Below are 16,777 nucleotides of genomic sequence, written 5' to 3'. Positions count from 1 at the left end.
AATTATATAAGTGACCATTATATCTTTGCCTTCATCCACCCCAACCGATCATGTATCCATACAAATAAGAGTAAACAAAAAGGAACAATGTACTCAATAAAAAAGCCGATTTGACCAAGTATAGTATTCATCTGTTCACTCTGAAAAAAAGTCGGCATGAAAAAATACGTGCCCACAATAATGACAAGCCAAAGCAGCCTCAAATGATTTCGGTGATCCTGCTTACCGATTAGCCAAGTTGTGCAAAAAACACTCATGTACATCGTCGGTATCCATGATAATGAAAAGATAAGTAAATAAAATGCAATAAATAATACTTCGATCCTTGATATAAACTTAAACTCGATAGACTTCAATACATTGATCGTCGGTTCGTTGTATTCCATAATTGCATCTTGACTAAAATATACGAAACAGATAGCTGTGATGAACAGATACATGAGCATCGTCAGTGTATACGCGATGACGATTCCGGCTGAAGCCTTCTGCTTGTTTTTAAGAAATGGATACAGAATGAACGTGGTTGAAAATCCTACATGATAATAGAGTGTGCTAGGTAATGCTGAGAAAACAGGCTTCCATCCATCCTGAAGCATAGGAAGCAGATTGAGCCAATGAGCGTCCTTAAGCGGAATCAAATAAACGAAGGGGATCCATAATGATAGGATTATGATCACTTCCACATATCTGCCCAATATGCGGGGGCCGTTCCGCACAACGACATAAGTGGGAATGAGCAGCAAAAGCATAATCATATACGCTGGAGTTTGCTGTAAAAGATATTGTTTTGTAATCAATATTGTATATACGAGACCGGTATATCCGTAGTAAATGAGATATATGGCAAATAGTATTGCTCCCACTTTGCCTGCCCATTTGCCAAAATACAACGTTATTAGATCTAATAAGGTGCCATCTGGGTACCTCTTCATCACCTGTATAACGATCAAACTCGCTGCAATAGAGATCAACCAAACGATGATGAGAGCGATCCAGCCTGCCGTCCCTGCCTGTTCGGCTAGAACTCTCGGCAGAGATAAAAAACCAACGCTTGTAACCATACCAAAGTTGAGAAAGATATACTGCATGAAGGTAATTTCATTCAATGCATATTTTTTCACTTGCTGTCCTCCTTAGAGCTTTTACTTCACTGTTCCCATAGCCCCTATGATTGTTTTCACGGAAACATGAACGTCCGCTTTGGCCAGCGCTTCTCCCCAATGATCTTCCACGTTCTTGAAATGGCTATATTTGTGTGCCCTCGCGTAGTACCCAAGCCCAATGGGGTCGATTTTATCCGCCTGTATTTTCTTGATAAGGCTTTCTAACTGCTTTTGCATTTGTTCGGTAATCTTATTCTCCAACTCTTTTCGATGATTTCGCACGTCGAAAGGAAACGTAAGTTCCGTTAGACCAACATGCATGGTAATGTGCATATCGAACTGAAAGTTATCCTTGAGGTAGGAGGTCTTGATTTTCACCTTTATTTTTTCAGCACTTAAACTTAATTTATCTGTATGAAACGGTCCAATCTTCTTTTCTCCAGTAATGGGAACTGTTAAGCTGACGTTTTTATTTATCTTGTTTTGCAATATTCGCAGTAGAATGCTTTCCTGAATGTTCAGAGAATCAGCAAATTTTCCTTTATGATCAAGTAGTGTCGTTCCTGTCAGCGCAATCTCTTTATCTTTCACTCGAACTTCCGAAATGATAGGAGTGACACCCTTCTCACGTATTTGCTGGTGCAGGCCCTGTAAAGTCGTCTTTACTGTTTCTGATCTTGCGTCCTTCGTTTCGATCATATCGCGTAGAAATAAAGGAAGCATCGGCTGATCTTTCGAGTTTAAGTATATAATTTCTGAGAGAGGTCCATCGACAGCAATGATCCTTGGTGTTAACGTATTTTTGGGATCGCGAAACCAGACATCCGTGAGCTGGAACCAATTTTCTTGCTGTAGGATTCGCTTAGATATCAGTATAATTTGAATACTTCTGCCATGGAAAACCCCCTGAGTATAACTATCCTGTTTTTCTCTTGATTGACGATTTGTCTGTGGTTTCACCCTAAGTTCACGCGTTTTTTTCTCAACATTTTTGCTAAAAACAGGAGCTGTACTATATACAATGAACTCATTTTTATTATCGAGATCTAAACCCACTAATAATGCAAATGAGGAATCTTCCATATCCAACCTGTCACTGCAGCTCGAAATAATGAAGGCAAATATCACAAAAAGCGTTATATGAAGGAGTTTCTTGTTCATAAGCGCTTCCTCCACAGAAAGTGACCATGCATCCGTAAATAAATGAGTAAGCCAGCCTTTTCGGTTATTTTTTGTTGCATCGACAAAAAGAAAACACTTATTTGAATGCCGTTACTCAGAGAATTAGATTGCATATGATGACCTCTTTGAATGCAAATTTCTTCATTTCCGAACCCTTTTTGGACGGTTTGGTCCTTGCCTCTGCGATTGAGTTGCTCTTGTACCTAAAGGTCGTTTACCCATTTTCCACAACGGTAAACGGACGAATGAATCTTTCCAATCGGAGAAACGTACTGGCGCGAAAGGAGTGCCATACGGTGTTCCAAGCGATTCAAGCGCAATCAGATGCCCGATCATAGTCATAAATGCAATGATGATGCCAACAATGCCGAACATGGAGGCAGCAATCATCATGATGAATCGGCTAAGCCGGACGGCTGCGACCATATCATAATTAGGCAGGATGAACGATGCAATGGCCGTAAAGGCAACAACAATTACCATGATATTGCTGATGAGACCTGCCTGAACAATTGCTTGTCCAATAACAATGCCTCCGACTATACCAATGGTTTGCCCAACTGGAGCAGGGAGTCGTACACCAGCCTCCCGCATCATTTCAAGTGTTACCTCCATCAGGATCGCTTCTACAAATGGCGGGAACGGCACTCGACCTCTGAACTCACCAATAGTGAGTAGTAATTTTACGGGAATTACCTCGGAATTATATGAAATGACCGCAATGTAGAGCGCAGGCAAAAAGACAGCGATTAAAAAAGCGAATATTCGCAGCAGCCGGATAAAAGTAGATATCGACCAGCGTGTGCTGTAGTCGTCGATGTTTTGAAAAAATGAAATAAATGCTACCGGGGCTATCAATACGCTTGGTGAACGATCTACAACAATAGCAAATCTTCCTTGCAATATTTGTGAAGCCGCAGCATCCGGTCTTTCCGTCGTAATAAATTGCGGAAATGGTGAATAAGGATTATCCTCGATAAACTCTGCCAACTCACCTGTGTTAAGGATGACATCAACATCAACTTGCTGAATTCGGTCTTCCAGTTCTTTTAGTACCTCAGGATGCGCGACATCAGCTAAATATAAAATAGAAACTAAGGTATTTCCTCTTCGCCCAACCACCAGTTCCTTAATTTTCAATTCACGGTTTTGAATGTATCGACGGATTAAAGCAATATTCTGACTGCCAGTTTCAACAAACCCTTGATGCGCTCCTTTTATAGATGCCTCGATCTGTGAGTCTTCAATTGCTCGCTGAGGCCAGCCCTGAGTCCCTAAGGCGGAGGCCTCCGTTCGCCCATTAACAAAGAGTACACTACTGCCTTGCAAAATGGCATTCTCCACATGAGGCCAAGTATATAGACTTTGGACTTCGCCTATATTAACCGTTATATTGTCGAGAGCACTGCTGTATCCCTTTTCAAATTGCAGCGGGCGAAGCACATTATTATTAATTGCGTTTTTATCTACTAATCCACTTAGGTAGACTAACGCTGCCTGCTCACCAGACTGCATGATGAGAAAATGTCGCACAACCAGGTCAGGGGTTTGACTGAACTGACTATGTAAATAGGTTATATTTTGTACTAATGACGTACTGATGGTATCGCTAAGCGGCTGTTTTACTTGCTCTGGCACCGAGCCATACTTCCTCCTTCTGAACCAGTTTGAAAATAGCATCGATCTTCACCACGCTCTTCCCTGTATTCATTTCTTTTATTATCCAAGTTTATGGGAAATTTATACACGCTTTAGACCCTACACCCAAATAGCTCGTATTACACGATAAAGCTTCTATGTGTGTGCAGCAAAATAATGGCAGCCCTTTTGGTATTCTGATTTCATCAAACCGGCTCTCCTTCCAGTCTGTAGTCGAGACTTGAGATTGTTCAGCCCTTCCGTTGTATGGTAGGATTCAATTTGATGAGCGTGTATAAAAACAAAAAAGGAGTACTACGGCAGCTCCTTTTTCGTCTGTTTATAGTAGGCTCATATTTGATAAAATCATACGAGTGGTTGTTGAATCAACGTTGCGAAGTTGAATCTATGCCTATGACCATCATTTAATGTTGTCATTCCAGTAACAAAGTGTACATGTTTCCCATTTCCAACTGGAATTGCTGGTCCAGTTCTAATTTTTTTGAGATTATGAAAATGGTTTAAGAAATCTGTGTGCGTAAGATCGATTTCATGTACATGACTTTTCCCAAATGGGATAACTTGCCCGGTAACCCCTGCAAAACGATGATTGTGGCGATCAGCACCTTGTTCAGCCAATTTAGTACTACCCTCAAACTCATGCACATGTGTTTGCGCCTGTCTAATTTTCGCTTTACTTTTTAGCGTTAGCTTTTTATTTATCATATGAACATCCCTTCTAAACAAAGTAATCCATGCTTATCTATTCTGGTAACAACAACATTATAAATAACTCGATCTTTGTCCAGTAAGGGATGACTACCCATTTTTTAAGGAATAAGTATACGATGTAATCGCAATGTAGCATGCGGGAATAATAGATCTTTATCCGAAACCACACATTGTTCCTTGCCCACGCCAGCATGGCAGCCAATCACTCCGCGTTAACAATACGGAGCGCCCCTCTTAATATCTGATCATGGTTAGGACAGAGTAACAGTCCATTTTCTGGATCAAGTCTCTCGTTACTATCTTCGCAACTAGCAGGAGATGGTCCTTAAATATGGACTGACCTGCCCTTAATTTAATCATGGTCAATTTTTCGGTCTTAGAAAGATCATCCATACCGCTTTCAATTTCGATTGAAAACTGCTCCATAACTGCGGGATGAAGTATGATGTAATAGCCTCCTCTTCACCTGACCAATAGAAAAATCCCGACCTCATGCGGTCGGGATTTTAACGGTACCGTTATTTTTTTATCGATGTTGATCAAAAAAATTTGATTCCCGTCCGGATCCTCAATGATAAAATGCGCTGGTCTGGCTCCACCCTGGATTAAAGGTGAGAATGTTGTTTTCAACTATTCCTTATTTTATGATGACCGTATTCGTGTAATTGCTCATAGTTGAATAACGGCGGATCTTTAAAAGAGAATCCGACGCTAACATACTAAAAAAGCCGGCGATAAAGTTCTCTTCGACGCTCTCCGCGTAGCTAAGCATAGATTTACGTCGTGAAGGCTTTTTCATGCCCCAACTGACTTGGATAGAATCTCAAGGTGCCCAGTTAACAAGCAGCTGGCATGCATAGGTATGACGAAATCGAAGGGGGTACACGTTTGCCTCAATTTCTTCTCGTTCTGCAAGCCTTATTAATGCCTATCTGAGTAGCGTAGGAATGGCCGCTATATAAGCAGCATTTAATAAGATTTGTTCTTGTCACCCAACTGTTGGAGTTGACAAGAACTTGATGCCTTTATTGTTTTAACCCAGTTGCTTTTGGATCAACAATACGAACACTCTTGCTCGCATCGTCCCACTCCATTTTGCTGCCTAGGCTTTCTGCAACATAGGTAAGCGGCACGTAAGTCGCATTGTCAATGAGTGTTGGCGTCGTATCAAAAACCGTAATAACGCCATTGACGCTAGCATTTTTTGAACCAATTTGCATCACTATTTTATATCATTTCTTTCGGCAATGATCTGGTTATGCTCTGCGTCTCAACTAACAGCAATGTTTGAAAAAATAACCCTTGAGAAGTGCCGTTACCCCTATCTGCCATTTACGTACTGTGTAATAAGTTATGATAAGATAAATCTTTAGAGTAGGGGAGCGATGGAATGAACGATAGAGCAGGAAGCGCTATAGGCAGGCATGGAGTTTCCATTATTACGAGCACCAATCGCCCAGGCTTTATAAAAAATTTGTTTTATAATTACGTCAGACAACGTCATCACAAGAAAGAACTCATAATTATCGTCAACAATAATCGAATCCCTCTTTCTTCTTACCGGCGCATCGCTGAAAAGCTCCGAAACGTACAAATTTTCCGAGTTCCGGAACATCGCTCTCTTGGCGCTTGTTTAAATTTCGCCGTTCAGAAAACTAAGTATCCGTACATTGCCAAGTTCGATGACGACGATTATTACGCCCCCCATTATCTGACCGACTGCTTGTTGACATTACTAAGAACAGACGCCGACGTCATAGGAAAACGAGCGCATTATTTGTATTTACGCGGCTCAAAGACACTTATCCTTCGTTTTCCACACGATGAAAATCGCTTCGTAGCAAATCTTCCAGGCGCAACACTTATGATGAAACGGACAGTTTTCAACAAAGTGAAATTCCCCAATCGAAACGTCGGGGAAGACGACTTCTTCTGTATAAGAAGCAAGAGGATGGGCTTCAAAGTTTATTCCGCAGGAAAATACAATTTCGTCGCAATCCGCAGAAAAAACTCATCTGGGCACACATGGATCATCAGCGATAAAGAACTCATAGCTCACCATAAAACCATCCCGGGCGTACGAAATTATAAGAAGTTCGTACAAAGAATACCTCGAGTCGGTCTATCACGAAGAAAGAACTTATTACTGGTCAGCTGCCTTCGTGTTTTTGGTTGAACTTACGAATCCAATAGCTGAAGGGGCTCACCATTTATGTATATAATCCGCTCTATAGTTTTTTAGCTTTTGGATTAAGTTTGTTGAATCATCGTCTATTAAAATTAAATTTTTATATAGCTCTTTTACAAACCCTTGTTCAATCATATGATCAAAAAGCGATAACATCGGTGTGTAGTATTTATTGATATTTAACAAGGCACATGGTTTATTGTGATATCCTAGTTGAGCCCATGTAAAGACTTCAAACCATTCTTCTAAAGTGCCTGTCCCACCAGGGAGTGCGATAAATCCATCAGCATGCTCTGCCATTAACGCTTTTCTTTCATGCATAGTATCCACGATATGAAGTTCAGTTAGATGTTCGTGGGCAATTTCGACATTTGCCAACTTTTTGGGTATCACTCCAATAACCTTACCGCCAGACTCCATGACCGCATCGGCAACAGCTCCCATACAACCGACTGTTGCTCCTCCATATACAAGATCCAACCCATTTGCTACTAAAACTTTCCCTAACTTCCTTGCTTCATTCATATAGATAGGGTCATTTCCAGTGCCGGATCCACAGTACACAGCTATTGTTTTCATATCTTCGTCCACTATCCTCTCTACATTTTTCTTTTTAGATTATCTTAAAGTACGTCTCTCTTCAAGGAGGGCTGGTTCAAAACATTGAGCTTAGGTGCGTTAACCAGCCCAATAGCTTAATGTCAAAAGGAGCAGCAATAACTTTCATTTGTCCAAGAGTAATCCTTTATGAGCAAAACGCTATTAGGACTTATAAAAAAACGTATACCGACGTGAGCGGGATTTGAAACCGCATTTTAAGACTATCACCAAAAATGAAAGAGCGGTAGCTATGGACAAGGAAACTCGTGTCCTAGGCTACCGCTTTGATTTGATCAGAAAATTTCAGAAAACATGAACGGCTAACAATGAAAGTTCCTGTCCCCGACAACCGCGTATTTCTTTTTGCCTAACTACATGACTCTGCCGTATTGCCTGGCAGCGAACATGATGCGACGATACAGCATTTTGCCCTTCAAGTGCTTCCATGGATAAATGGCCGGCCTCGTATTCACTTCCAGAATCCATAGATTCCCCTCGGTGTCTAGAGCCACATCCAGCCCCAGTTCTCTAAATCCTCTTCGATTAAGATCAAAGCTCTTTCCGACAGCAATGCCGAGCCGCTTCAATGCAGCTTCCTTACGAAGGATCGAAGCGTGCTTGTACCCTGCTCCCACCAGCGTTTGGCGAAGATAGCCGAGCTTACCTCCTTGGTGATAATTCGTGGCAACCTTGCCCGGCTTGCCTATTTTGGTACAAATGGCCGTGCTTATCCATTTTCCTTTATTCGTCTTCTGAACCATGACTCGGATATCGAACGGCTTGCCTGTCGTTTTGGCAAGTTGGATCCCCTGCTGAAGCAGATACGATTCCCTTCCTGAGAACCGGGACAGTTTCTTGTATAAATGACCTTGTGTCGGACTTAGCGATTTGACGGTATTGAGTTTTGTTTGGTACCCTCTCGCTATTCTCTTGATACGGATGATGCCAAACCCACCCGTACCTCCCGTAGGCTTAAAATAGACAGTCGGAAAAACGGATAGCATCATCCGCAAATTTTTTCTGTTAAACGGCACAGTTCGGGGGATATGCCTTCGCAATCTCCGATGCTTTAGCAGCCATTTGGTCTTTTGCCATTTGCTCTTGAAAGAAATGCTTGCATTTTTCATTGGCCTCAACCTCCCTTATTCTAAGCATACGCATGGAAATAGGTGCTTGTCACAGCATCTGCCTAAGCCGTTCCCCATGGCATGGACTCCCACCTGAGACTCGTACCTTCATATTCAGAAGCTATTATGAAACTGGAATTACTCTTTTGCTGATTTTGAACATGCCAATAATACTAAAAACGAACTTAATATTACACAAAAAGCTGTATACCTCAGCCCGTTAGCTGTTAATTGTAGGACTGATTAAACTGACGAGCCCCCGTTTGTTGAGTAAATAATAAAGTGCCCAATAAGCTGTGAAATACTGAGAATGACGGAGCAGACATGGCTTCCTTGATTGAGATTGTTTGTTCCGAAGATGAGGGCAAGTATCTATACGACACATCGAAGTGACGCATATACCATATTAATGGGTTCAAGTGTAACACAGTATAGGTGACTTCCATTATTTTTGGTAAGCATGAAAGGTGTGAGTCGAAGGATGATATCGCGTGCTGTTTTTGATGTGAATGTTGTTCCTGATTTTAGAAATCGTGCATTCTTACTTGCTGGCTGCGGAGGTTCGCCCTTGCCTACATTCACGATACCTGACGGTAATGTGGTCCTGCGACGAAGAAATGCGAAAGTAAGAGTTTTACTAAGTAACAGTGATGCTTCCGAATGCATTGATAATAGAATTGACGTGGATGTATCAACTGCACATACGTTAGGTTTGATTAATAAGAGACGTTACAATTTACGGTTTAATTCGGTGGATCGAAGCATTTCGTTTTTTGCAAAACCAATATCGCGTACTACAATTGCCACGAGGATTGGGAGCACAGTCGTTGAAATAAATACGGGTGGCGAAACAACAACTACTCATATAACGGATAATGAAATATTCGTTTCGGCGATCGGTGTAGTTGCGCTCGGAATTATCAAGAATCAGCTGTTATTGAAGCGTGGACTTGTAACGAAGAAGGTCCAACTTCGAGCAGGAAACGATATTTTTGTTGAACCGTTCATTCAAGTAACTCCAAAAACTGCGAAAATGTTTGACTTATTCGAAGGTGGCACACCTGTTGCATTCAACCAAATCAGCTCGGTCCTTCGCCTCGATCCCGGTAAGTGAAAGCACCTATCAGATATTGTGGGTCGACACACAAGTCTGAAAGGTTTTATAATACATCATCGCTAGGTTGTTCGTCACTCCCCAACGAATAACAACCCCCTAATCCTTACAATTCCGTTATCTTCAAATTTTCTTTAATCTCCATAGACACCATTTTCAAAACTTCAGAACCACAAAGGAACTTCATTATCCATTTTTGGACAGGAACTTCCAAAGTCCATCAACAAATTGCCTAACTCGGATATCAGTTGTGTGACGAGCGAGAACCATTTTATGTCCCGCTCTTGTAATTATCTTTCGTTCTTCTTTATATTTATTATAATACTTTGCTTTTTCTTCAAAATTTTCCTCATTGATCTCCACGAAAGTCTTTTTGTCAATAAACCCAAGGTCAAGTAGCTCAGGGAATCCAGAGGCTAATAGCAAAGTATTGCAGGCTGGTACTTCAAAATATTTGCCTAGAGGGTAATTATAGATAGAACCGCACGTTAAAAAAATCTTGGCTCGGGCAACTTCCTTTGCATATTTCTCACCCACAAATATGTTTCCATTCTCTTTTAAACTATAATCATAACCAGGATGTTTGTGAGTAACAAATCCTTCCACATTCTTCATTCGTTGAAACATTTTGTTACGTAATGGGTACTTCTTTTTACCCAAACTTCCCATCATTAAAAATCTAATATCTTTTTTTATGGATCGCTTACAAAAAATCGGTCTGTACACATGTAATGGAAGCCAGATAAACCGATCCTTATACTGAGGATACAATGAAAGAAAGCCATCGCGATAATGGGCATATAGAAGATCAATCTTACTCTTCTCTACATATTCAACAAATATATCATTATCTCTATATAGATCATGAAACAAAATACCCTTTGGAATATTGACCTTATCTAAGTCTGTGGGAAGTCCATACACCCGATTTATACGTTCAAAATCATCAAAATAAATAAAGTCCGGTTTATCATTTAATTCTTTCAAAATATCAGAAATGTTACCTCCCTTATATTGAAAGTAAATTTCGACATCTGACAGCTTAACTAGCTCTTTTTTAAAATAATCATCTGTTTTATCAACAAAATTGGAAGTATCAGTTGTAAAAAATAAAATCTTTAATTTCTTCATTTTAATCCTCCTAAATACTCTGTTATCATGTCCACGAATTCTTGGCTCCTCCTATCTATTGAATGTCTCGCTCTAACCATTTTGTATCCGTTATTAGCAATTTGCTTCCGCTCTTCTTTGTGCTTGAGATAGTATTTTGCTTTTTTTTCAAAATTTTCTTGATTTATTTCAACATATGTTTCTCCATCCACAAATCCCAAGTCCTTTAGTTCTTGTGAACCTGAAGCAAGAAGTAATGTATTGCAGGCTACGACCTCAAAGAATTTTTTAACCGGGTAGTGATATATTAAGTCATCCGTGAAAAATATTTTAGCTCTGTTTATTTCTTTAGCATATCTGTTTTCAACAAACAGCTTATCCTCTTGTTTTTTCGAAAAGTCCCTATATCCTGGGTGTGCGTGGTATATAAAACCTTCTTTATTTTTCATACACTTATATATCTTGTGTCGAAGCGGATAAAATCTTGGATTTGTGGCACCCATCAACAAATAGTTAATGGTTTTTCTCTTATGATAATTTTTAAAGATAGATAAATTCACTGCATAAGGAAGCCAACGGAATTGATCTTTATAGTTTGGAAAAAACCGGGAAAATGCATCCCGGTAATGAGCAAATATTAGATTGATATGATTCTGTTCGACGAACTCTTGCAATATATGTCCGTTTCGATGGAGATCATTGAACAACAATCCTTTCGGGATCTTTACTTCGCTCAATCCAGTAATGTTGCCTCTCTTCAATAAAAACTGCTCCAAATCGTGGATGTATATAAAATCAGGAGAAAAATCAAGTCTGGTTATGATCTCTCTCACATCCCCCCCTTCATGAACAAAACGAACGTCTACATTTGGATTTTTTACTAACGCAATCTTAAAGTAATCTTCTGATCGCTGGTTGAAGGGGTGTCTCGGAAAACAAAAAAATAAAATCTTAACTTTCATTCATATCACTCCTAGTGACCTCTTCGTTAGATTCAGAATTTGAAGGCTGAGCTGGCCAGTAGAATTCTGGAAAAATACCTCTTACTCTAGCGAGAAACTCTTCTACTGCACCAACCGAATCATACTGAGAAACTAAATGTTCCAGTTGTTCTATCTTTTCATGCAGATCATCTGAAAGGATAGGAGGATCGCATATATGAATCCGATCATGATAATAAGCTCTATTTTTCTCAATTTCCGTTAAAATTTCTTCCACAAGCTTTTCTCCTTGACGAATTCCTGTATATACAATTTGAATATCCTTTCCAGGTTTTAGGCCCGCTAAAGCTATCATTTTATAAGCTAAATCTACAATTTTATATGGCTTGCCCATATCAAGAATAAAAGTTTTCCCTCCTTTAGCCGTCACCCCAGCTTGAATGGTTAATTGGACGGCTTCTGGTATTGTCATAAAATAACGAATCATTCCAGGATGGGTTATTGTAATAGGGCCCCCCTTTAATATTTGTTCTTTAAATAGAGGCACGACACTTCCTCTACTCCCCAGTACATTACCAAATCGAACAATAACGAACTCAGTTCCGTTTTCTTTCCGCATGCTTTGTAGAACTAATTCTGCAAGCCTTTTACTTGTTCCCATGATATTTGTTGAATTAACAGCCTTGTCAGAGGAGATAAATACAAAGCGTTCCGTATTATACTTTTGGGCACAATCTGCAACATTCCGAGTTCCCCATACGTTATTTTTTATTGCTTCGGAGGGGTTTAGTTCCATTAATGGAACGTGCTTATGAGCAGCTGCATGATAGACTACATTTGGTCTATAAAAAAAGAAAATATCATCAAGTCTTTTTTTATCTTGAATGTCTGCAATAATACATACCATTTTTATATTTTCGTTATGGTTCCTTAGTTCTTTTTCAATCGTGTAAATACTGTTTTCACCATGTCCCAATAACAGTAATTGACGTGGCCCGAACTTAATAATTTGCCGGCAAAGCTCAGAACCAATCGAGCCTCCAGCACCAGTAACTAAGATAACTTTATCTCTTAGATAACCACTGATTTGTTCCATATCAATCTGAATTGCCTTTCTATCAAGCAATTCTTCCATAGTAATCTTTTCGAGAGCTGCACGAAGGTGATATTCTCTTTTACTGTACTGTTTCATATTCTTTCCCCCCCCAAATCTATCATTTCTTTAGTATATTTATTTCTTTCTATTTTGTTATGATTGAATACCTAAATTAGTAATTTATTTAAGTGAAAATGATAATCTTAAAAATGAAAAAAGAGCTTATCCTTTAATCAGCTAAATTGCTTAAAGGATCAGCTCTTAAGATCAATATTTATGTCCTGTTCTTAAAATTTCAGAAATGCTTTTGATGACCCGTTCAATATCCTTCTTGGTTAGACTGGAACCTGACGGTAGACAGAGTCCTTGCTGAAATAATAAATCTGACACACTTCCTTCTTCGCTATGCTGAAAATAGCTATATTCCTTATACAGAGGCTGAAGATGCATTGGCTTCCAAACTGGTCGTGCTTCGATATCAAGCTCTGCTAATCCCTGTATAATTTGAATAAAAGATACTCCTGTACGTGCGGAGTCGACCATAAGAGCTGTAAGCCAACGAGTAGAGTGGCAATTCGGAGGTTCTCCCATAAATTTTATGCCATCTCTCTTTGAAAAAGCTTGATAATATGACTTAAATATTTCACGACGTTTTTCCACACGTTGATCTAGTACACGTAACTGCGCCCTTCCTATTGCCGCAGAAATGTTACTTAGCCGGTAATTAAATCCTAATTCGCTGTGCTGATAATATATCGCTGGGTCGCGAGATTGCGATGCCCAAAATCTAATCTTCGCTAACGCTTCTTCATCATCAGATATTACCATTCCTCCACATGATGTTGTGATAATCTTATTTCCGTTGAAAGAGTAAATACCGAACTTTCCAAAAGATCCACTCTTTTTCCCTTTATAAGATGCTCCCAACGACTCTGCCGCATCCTCGATCATAGGAACCCCATATCGCTGACATATTTCCAATATCGCTTCCATATTTGCGCTTTGCCCATACAGATTTACGACTATAACGGCCTTTGGCATTTGACCTTTCATTTTATAATGTTCGAAAGCCCGCTCTAATGCTTGAGGGGACATGTTCCATGAATCCGGTTCCGAATCAATGAAAACTGGCAGTGCTCTTTGGTATAATATGGGGTTTGCACTTGCAGCAAAGGTAAGAGTTGAGCAAAAGACGATATCACCTGTCGTTACACCTAAATAAATTAATGACAAATGCAAAGCAGCTGTTCCCGAGCTGATTGCTACAGCTCCCTTCACACCCGCATATGCTGCTACTTCCCTTTCAAAAGCATCTACGTGAGGACCTAAAGGAGCAATCCAATTATCCCTAAATGCCTCTTTGATTAATTTCAGTTCATTTCCGCTCATATGCGGGGGAGATAAATAAATCTTTTTATGTTGAACCAAGATCGTAACTTCCCCCTTTCTAGTCAAATATCATCAAAAACTAAATTACAAATATTTATCGCCCGCTTTTCTCGTACGAACAATTCTTGCAGGGGATCCATAACTCACTACATAACTAGGGCAATCTTCTAATACAACTGAGCCAGCTCCTATAACCGTGTTCTCTCCTATTGATACATTATGCTTAACACATGCTCCGATACCAATTGCAGAGAAGTCCCCAATTTGTACATTTCCTCCAGTTGTAACGCCGGGAGCTAAGCTAGCGAAGTGCCCGAGAACACTCTGATGATCCAAAGTAGCCCCAGTATTAACAATGCTGAAATTTCCAATTATTGCTTCACGATTAATGACACAATTGGGCATAACAACCGCCCCATGCCCCAGACTAACGCCTTTTCCTATCTGTGCAGAAGGATGAATAGCTCTGACAAAAGTAAAATCCGGATAACAATTTAGGACCCCCACCATTATTTTATAACGCGTCCAATTGTCGCCAATGGCGATAATTCCATTCTTAATTCCAAAACTCGTAATACATTGAGATAAATCACCCTCTCTCCCAATGATTGGGTAACCAAATGCTGAAGCCCCCAAATTATTACTAGAATCAAAGAGAGCGACAATTTGATATTTATTTTCCTGTTCAACGATATCAATGACAACGCCAGCATGACCAGATGCACCTATGATTATAATTTTCTCCACTAGCTTATCCTCCGAATTCAAAGTCTTATATTCTATATGTTATGCAGCTATTGATTGTTTGCTATGGAATATTCTAGGTAGAGTAGTCAAAAAGTTTCATTAAAATACTAATCTGCTTGAATGGAACATATCATTTCTGTGCAATCCTCAACTTGTTTCAACTAGAATACTAGACATCACTTAAGCGAATAATGAAATTTCCTTTTAATGTCGGGCACATTCTTCTTATCATAACTAAGATCTTCGAGTTCGGGAAAGATCTGAAGATCAGGTATTTCCTCAGTATTTCCTTTATCAAATTGCTTTTGGATACACCCACAGCAGTCCTGCACGTTCTGTGGCAGGGTAAGTTTATGCAAGCCAAGAAGGCAGCCGATTTAATAATCGACTGCCTTCATTTGCTATTATTTGCGTTGTGCGCACGCATTTCCCCAACCAATGTTGCAATATGCAATTACGTTCTCATCAGACTGACTGCAGTTCGGTATTGACAGCAATTTTGCAATAGTCTGTTGAATGTTTATACCCTACCTGACGCTGCCTTTCGACTTCTTTCCTTCTAGGACTAGCTTTCAGCGCCTGCCTTCTGCGCAGCAACCTTCCGACGATACTCCAATGCTGGTAGTCCACCCCAGCCCCAATTGTCAGTGTCGACTTCTTCAATCACTACGAAAGTCGATTCCAGCGGCTTGTTCAACACATTTAGCAGCAGTTCGCTTACGCCCTTGATGAGGGCTGCTTTCTCTTCGGCGGTTACCGAATCACGGTCAGGTGTCGTGCCCTCTCGCGTGACTTGAATATTTACGATCGGCATAATGCATATCTCTCCAATCCTTTACTTGTTGGGTTGTACTTCGGCACTTCACCAGCTAAGATTAGTAGCCAGCGCTCTGGCCGCCGTCCACGTGAAGAATTTCACCTGTTACAAACTTCGCGGAATCCAGATAAAGCACCGCTTCAACGATCTCTTGCTCTTCGCCCATGCGTCCCATCGGATGCAGCTTAGACAAAAATTCGTACGTTTCAGGCGCATGCATTGGCGTCTTAATAACGCCAGGCGACACGGCGTTCACGCGGATGCCACGTTTCGCGTACTCAATCGCCAACGCTTTCGTCGTCGAGTTCAAACCGCCCTTCGTCAAGTTCGCAAGCGCGGAAGGCACTTGCTCCGTCGGAGAATCTGTCAGGCTTGTCGTGATATTAATGACGTGTCCCGCGCCTTGTTCCAGCATTTGCACAAGCGCGCGTTGCGTCAGATGGAAGAAGCCAACTACATTCGTGCCTAAGTATCTTGTGAACTCTTCCTCGGTGTACTCCGTGAACGGCTTAGCGATGAAAATGCCCGCATTGTTGATTAGCGTGTCGATGCGGCCGAATTTCGCCAATGTTTCGTCGACTAGACTTTGTGCGACTCTTGGATCCACGACGTCGCCAGCTACGATATGAACGTGCTTGCCTGTCGGATCGATATCATTTGCGGCATCCGCCAGGGCTTGTTCACGGCGGCCGTTAATGACAACATTTGCGCCGCGCTTCACTAATTCGACAGCCATTGCTTTACCCAGTCCGCTACTGCCGCCAGTGATGACATATACTTTTCCTTGATTGCTCATTTTTAATATGCTCCTCGCTTCTATTATTGTTGTCCAAAACCGATATTCAATGCTTTTGCAATGGATACGGTTCGTTTGGCCTGATGTTCTACCGCACCGCGAGCATCTTCTTTAATCGTGCCGTCTTGACCGACGGTTACGCTTGTACCGTATGGATTGCCTCCGGCCGTAAATACTGCCTGATCCGTAAATCCAGG

General features: G+C 40.7%; 16 protein-coding genes and 1 pseudogene. 2 read left to right on the top strand and 15 right to left on the bottom strand.

From position 1 onward, the window contains the following. Nucleotides 1-17: 17 nt before the first annotated feature. The 5 genes from O9139_RS24495 to O9139_RS24475 form a co-directional block, all read right to left on the bottom strand. Nucleotides 18-1,121, bottom strand: a complete 1,104-nt coding sequence (locus O9139_RS24495; RefSeq protein WP_270884382.1) for a GerAB/ArcD/ProY family transporter — start codon at nt 1,119-1,121, stop codon at nt 18-20. Between the two features lie 21 nt (nt 1,122-1,142). Then, the gene (locus O9139_RS24490; RefSeq protein WP_270884381.1) at nt 1,143-2,264 is read right to left on the bottom strand and encodes a Ger(x)C family spore germination protein; all 1,122 of its coding nucleotides are present in this window, start codon (nt 2,262-2,264) and stop codon (nt 1,143-1,145) included. Between the two features lie 162 nt (nt 2,265-2,426). Next, nucleotides 2,427-3,923: a spore germination protein gene (locus O9139_RS24485; protein WP_270884380.1), complete on the bottom strand. Its 1,497-nt coding sequence runs from the start codon at nt 3,921-3,923 to the stop codon at nt 2,427-2,429. A gap of 366 nt (nt 3,924-4,289) precedes the next feature. Continuing rightward, nucleotides 4,290-4,649: a YmaF family protein gene (locus O9139_RS24480; RefSeq protein ID WP_270884379.1), complete on the bottom strand. Its 360-nt coding sequence runs from the start codon at nt 4,647-4,649 to the stop codon at nt 4,290-4,292. 1,031 nt (nt 4,650-5,680) lie between these two features. Then, nucleotides 5,681-5,875 carry a copper amine oxidase N-terminal domain-containing protein gene (locus O9139_RS24475; protein WP_270884418.1) on the bottom strand — a complete coding sequence of 65 codons (195 nt, stop codon included), beginning with the start codon at nt 5,873-5,875 and terminating at the stop codon, nt 5,681-5,683. A gap of 170 nt (nt 5,876-6,045) precedes the next feature. On the opposite strand from O9139_RS24475, the gene O9139_RS24470 reads away from it, so the two are divergent. Next, the gene (locus O9139_RS24470; protein ID WP_270884378.1) at nt 6,046-6,831 is read left to right on the top strand and encodes a glycosyltransferase; all 786 of its coding nucleotides are present in this window, start codon (nt 6,046-6,048) and stop codon (nt 6,829-6,831) included. 27 nt (nt 6,832-6,858) lie between these two features. Here the strand turns inward: O9139_RS24470 and O9139_RS24465 are convergent, their stop codons facing one another. Together O9139_RS24465 and O9139_RS24460 are read right to left on the bottom strand one after the other, a co-directional pair. Next, a complete protein-coding gene (locus O9139_RS24465) occupies nt 6,859-7,422 on the bottom strand; it encodes an LOG family protein (protein ID WP_270884377.1) in 564 nt (187 codons plus the stop codon). Nucleotides 7,423-7,814: 392 nt separating this feature from the next. Continuing rightward, the gene (locus tag O9139_RS24460) at nt 7,815-8,570 is read right to left on the bottom strand and encodes a YheC/YheD family protein (RefSeq protein WP_270884376.1); all 756 of its coding nucleotides are present in this window, start codon (nt 8,568-8,570) and stop codon (nt 7,815-7,817) included. Nucleotides 8,571-9,051: 481 nt separating this feature from the next. Between O9139_RS24460 and O9139_RS24455 the strand changes: the two genes are divergently transcribed. Next, nucleotides 9,052-9,684 carry a hypothetical protein gene (locus O9139_RS24455; RefSeq protein ID WP_270884375.1) on the top strand — a complete coding sequence of 211 codons (633 nt, stop codon included), beginning with the start codon at nt 9,052-9,054 and terminating at the stop codon, nt 9,682-9,684. A gap of 186 nt (nt 9,685-9,870) precedes the next feature. Here the strand turns inward: O9139_RS24455 and O9139_RS24450 are convergent, their stop codons facing one another. The 8 genes and pseudogenes from O9139_RS24450 to O9139_RS24415 all read right to left on the bottom strand — a co-directional run. Further along, on the bottom strand, nt 9,871-10,815 hold the full coding sequence (locus O9139_RS24450) for a glycosyltransferase (RefSeq protein WP_270884374.1): 945 nt from the start codon (nt 10,813-10,815) through the stop codon (nt 9,871-9,873). Beyond that, a complete protein-coding gene (locus O9139_RS24445; protein WP_270884373.1) occupies nt 10,812-11,756 on the bottom strand; it encodes a glycosyltransferase in 945 nt (314 codons plus the stop codon). Before O9139_RS24445 ends, O9139_RS24450 begins: the two co-directional genes overlap by 4 nt. Beyond that, entirely contained in the window at nt 11,746-12,927 is a 1,182-nt protein-coding gene (locus O9139_RS24440) for a UDP-N-acetylglucosamine 4,6-dehydratase family protein (RefSeq protein WP_333742874.1), read from the bottom strand. The genes O9139_RS24445 and O9139_RS24440 overlap by 11 nt, the downstream gene beginning before the upstream one ends. A gap of 171 nt (nt 12,928-13,098) precedes the next feature. Then, nucleotides 13,099-14,259 carry a DegT/DnrJ/EryC1/StrS family aminotransferase gene (locus O9139_RS24435; protein ID WP_377525967.1) on the bottom strand — a complete coding sequence of 387 codons (1,161 nt, stop codon included), beginning with the start codon at nt 14,257-14,259 and terminating at the stop codon, nt 13,099-13,101. Nucleotides 14,260-14,304: 45 nt separating this feature from the next. Continuing rightward, nucleotides 14,305-14,967, bottom strand: a complete 663-nt coding sequence (locus O9139_RS24430) for an acetyltransferase (protein ID WP_270884372.1) — start codon at nt 14,965-14,967, stop codon at nt 14,305-14,307. A gap of 565 nt (nt 14,968-15,532) precedes the next feature. Next, nucleotides 15,533-15,781, bottom strand: a complete 249-nt coding sequence (locus tag O9139_RS24425; RefSeq protein WP_270884371.1) for a tautomerase family protein — start codon at nt 15,779-15,781, stop codon at nt 15,533-15,535. A gap of 61 nt (nt 15,782-15,842) precedes the next feature. Further along, nucleotides 15,843-16,580 carry an SDR family NAD(P)-dependent oxidoreductase gene (locus O9139_RS24420; protein WP_270884370.1) on the bottom strand — a complete coding sequence of 246 codons (738 nt, stop codon included), beginning with the start codon at nt 16,578-16,580 and terminating at the stop codon, nt 15,843-15,845. A gap of 23 nt (nt 16,581-16,603) precedes the next feature. Continuing rightward, nucleotides 16,604-16,777: pseudogene (locus O9139_RS24415) on the bottom strand (NAD(P)H:quinone oxidoreductase, type IV); the annotation flags it as partial.

It is taken from the genome of Paenibacillus aestuarii (genome assembly GCF_027789125.1).
Classification (GTDB): Bacteria; Bacillota; Bacilli; order Paenibacillales; family NBRC-103111; genus Paenibacillus_E; species Paenibacillus_E aestuarii.
The sequence above is the reverse complement of the archived record's forward strand: the minus strand, read 5'-3'. Positions and strand labels throughout refer to the sequence as shown.